This is a genomic window from Terrabacter terrae (genome assembly GCF_039529575.1).
Classification (GTDB): Bacteria; Actinomycetota; Actinomycetes; order Actinomycetales; family Dermatophilaceae; genus Terrabacter; species Terrabacter terrae.
In genome coordinates, this window is the sequence record NZ_BAAANB010000057.1 from 1 (window position 1) to 2,618 (window position 2,618).

Here is a 2,618-nt window from a genome sequence, read left to right on the forward strand (position 1 = left end):
GTTGGGGGAGTCCCACACCTCGAGCTTGTACTCGAGGTTCAGCGGCACGTCACCGAAGGCGCGACCCTCGAGGCGGACGTAGGCCCACTTGCGGTCGTCGAGCCACGCGACGTAGTCGGACGGGCCGATGTGGACGTTCTTGCTGTCGACCAAGCCGGCGAGCGAGCCGGTGAGGTTGGACGTGACGGCCTGGGTCTTGGAGACCTTCTTGGACTCGAGGCGCTCGCGCTCGAGCATGTTCTTGAAGTCCATGTTGCCGCCGACGTTGAGCTGGTAGGTGCGGTCCAGCGCGACGCCGCGGTCCTCGAACAGCTTGGCCATGACGCGGTGCGTGATCGTGGCACCGACCTGGCTCTTGATGTCGTCGCCGATGATCGGCACGCCGGCCGCCTCGAACTTCGCGGCCCACTCGGGGTCGGAGGCGATGAAGACCGGCAGGGCGTTGACGAAGGCGACGCCCGCGTCGATGGCGCACTGCGCGTAGAACTTGTCGGCCTGCTCCGAGCCCACCGGGAGGTAGGAGACGAGGACGTCGACCTTCTTGTCCTTGAGGATCTGCACGACGTCGACCGGCTCGGCGCCCGACTCGTCGATCGTCAGCTTGTAGTACTTGCCGAGGCCGTCGAGCGTGTGGCCCCGCTGCACCTCGACGCCCGTGGTGGGGACGTCGGCGATCTTGATGGTGTTGTTCTCGGAGGCGTTGATCGCCTCGGAGAGGTCCTTGCCGACCTTCTTGTCGTCGACGTCGAACGCGGCGACGAACTCGACGTCACCGACGTGGTACTCGCCGAACGTGACGTGCATGAGGCCGGGGACACCGGTCGTCGGGTCGGCGTCCTTGTAGTACTCGACGCCCTGCACGAGCGAGCTCGCGCAGTTGCCGACGCCGACGATGGCGACGCGTACGGATCCCATGGATCACTCCTTGTTGTTGGGGTTCGTGCTCTCGGTGGTCGTGCTCTGGGGGTGCTGGGGGACTGCGCCGGGCAGGTCGCCGGGCAGGTCGTCGTATGCCGCCGGGCCGGGGTCGAGGGCCGCGCGCCGTTCGGCCACGATGAGCTCCTCGAGCCAGCGCACCTCGCGCTCGGCGCGCTCCTCGCCGTGCTGCTGCAGCGCGAGGGTGTAGGTGTCCATGCGCTCGCGACGGACCTGCGAGGCGTCGCGGATGTTGGCGAGGCGCTCCTCGAGGCGGGATCGCCGGCCCTCGAGGATGCGCAGGCGGACCTGGGCCTCGGTGCGGGAGAAGAAGGCGAAGCGCACGTCGAAGTCGTCGTCGTCCCAGGCGTCGGGCCCGCTGGCGGCGACGAGGTCCTGGAAGTGCTCCTTGCCCTCGGCGGTCAGCTCGTAGGTGATGCGGGGCCGCTTGCTGCCGGTACTGCCCGGGGTGCGGGTGCCCGCCTCGGCGGTGTGCGTGGTCTCGTGGATCCAGCCGGAGCCGACGAGGTGGCGCAGCGCCGGATAGAGCGAGCCGTAGGAGAGGGCCCGGAAGATGCCGAGCGCCGTGGTGAGGCGCTTGCGCAGCTCGTAGCCGTGGAGCGGTCCGTCGTGCAGCAGGCCGAGCACCGCGAACTCGAGCAGCGCGGCGCGCCGGCTCTGGGGGCGTTCGGACCTGGGCACGCTCCGATGCTACACGTAGATATATCGCTGCGATACATCGAGCCGAGAGAGCGATCGGCCCGGGGGACGGGCAGGCCTCAGTGCGCCAGGGTGTAGAGGGCGAGGAAGCCGGTGCCGTGGTCCGGCCGCTTCCGCCCGGCGGTGACCGTCACGGTGTGAGCGGAGCCGCGGGGAACCGGGCTGGTGCCCCACGACCCGTAGCCGTGGCCTTCAGTGCCCTCGGACAGTCCGGTGAGCCGGGTCCCGGACTCAGAGGTCCCGGAGTCACCCGCGAGGTGGTCCCCGGCGGAGCCCCAGGTGACGAGTGCCTGACCCGCCGGAACGACGGTCGTCAGGTCGTGCCAGGAGGCCAACGGCGCAGTCGTCAGCCCCGCCAGCTCGTAGCGGTAGCCCTGGTGCTCCACGACCTGGGGAAGCGAGGCGACTGTCTTCCCCGACGCGTCGCGGACCGGCTGCTGGCTTCCCTGCTCGTAGACCGCTCCCGCGAGCTGTGCGCCCTCGACCGCTGCCGGCTTGCTCGTCTTCGCCTCGAGGAGCTGGACACGGACGCGAGCTGTCCGGCCCACGGTGAGCTCCTTCCACCCCTGGCCGGGCTCACCGGGGATGCCGCCACCGGCCGGCAGGTCGTGCACGCGGGCCTCTCCTCCGGAGCAGGAGCTGCCGATGAAGCCCTTCCCGCCGTCCAGGCTCACGGTCACGAGGTATGCCGCGGCCGCCTCGTCGCTGAGGCCCGGCAGGTAGCACTCGGCACCCACCGAGACGTGCGTGGTCGTGGGCGTCCAGACGAGCGAGAACTGCCCCTGGCCGGGGTCTCCGATGAAGCCGGCGGCCAGGGCGTCGTCGGCCACCTTGGCGCGGTAGCGCAGGCCGTCCTTGACCACGTCGCCCGGCGCGTCCGGGACGATCCGGTACGGCATGCCGTCCGCCCCGACCATCGGCGCCGCGCTGGCGGTGGCGGTGGACGAGCCCGCGGGCACCGCCGGCGCCGGCCGGCCGATCCC

General features: G+C 70.7%; 3 protein-coding genes. All 3 read right to left on the bottom strand.

The genetic code is table 11. From position 1 onward, the window contains the following. Positions 1 to 915: inositol-3-phosphate synthase (locus ABD194_RS18955; protein ID WP_343994377.1), on the bottom strand; the 915-nt coding region annotated here is incomplete at its 3' end. Positions 916 to 918: 3 nt separating this feature from the next. Continuing rightward, a complete protein-coding gene (locus ABD194_RS18960; RefSeq protein WP_343994379.1) occupies positions 919 to 1,617 on the bottom strand; it encodes a PadR family transcriptional regulator in 699 nt (232 codons plus the stop codon). A 77-nt stretch (positions 1,618 to 1,694) separates the two neighbouring features. After that, the coding region (locus ABD194_RS18965; protein ID WP_343994381.1) for a hypothetical protein at positions 1,695 to 2,618 on the bottom strand (924 nt) is incomplete at its 5' end.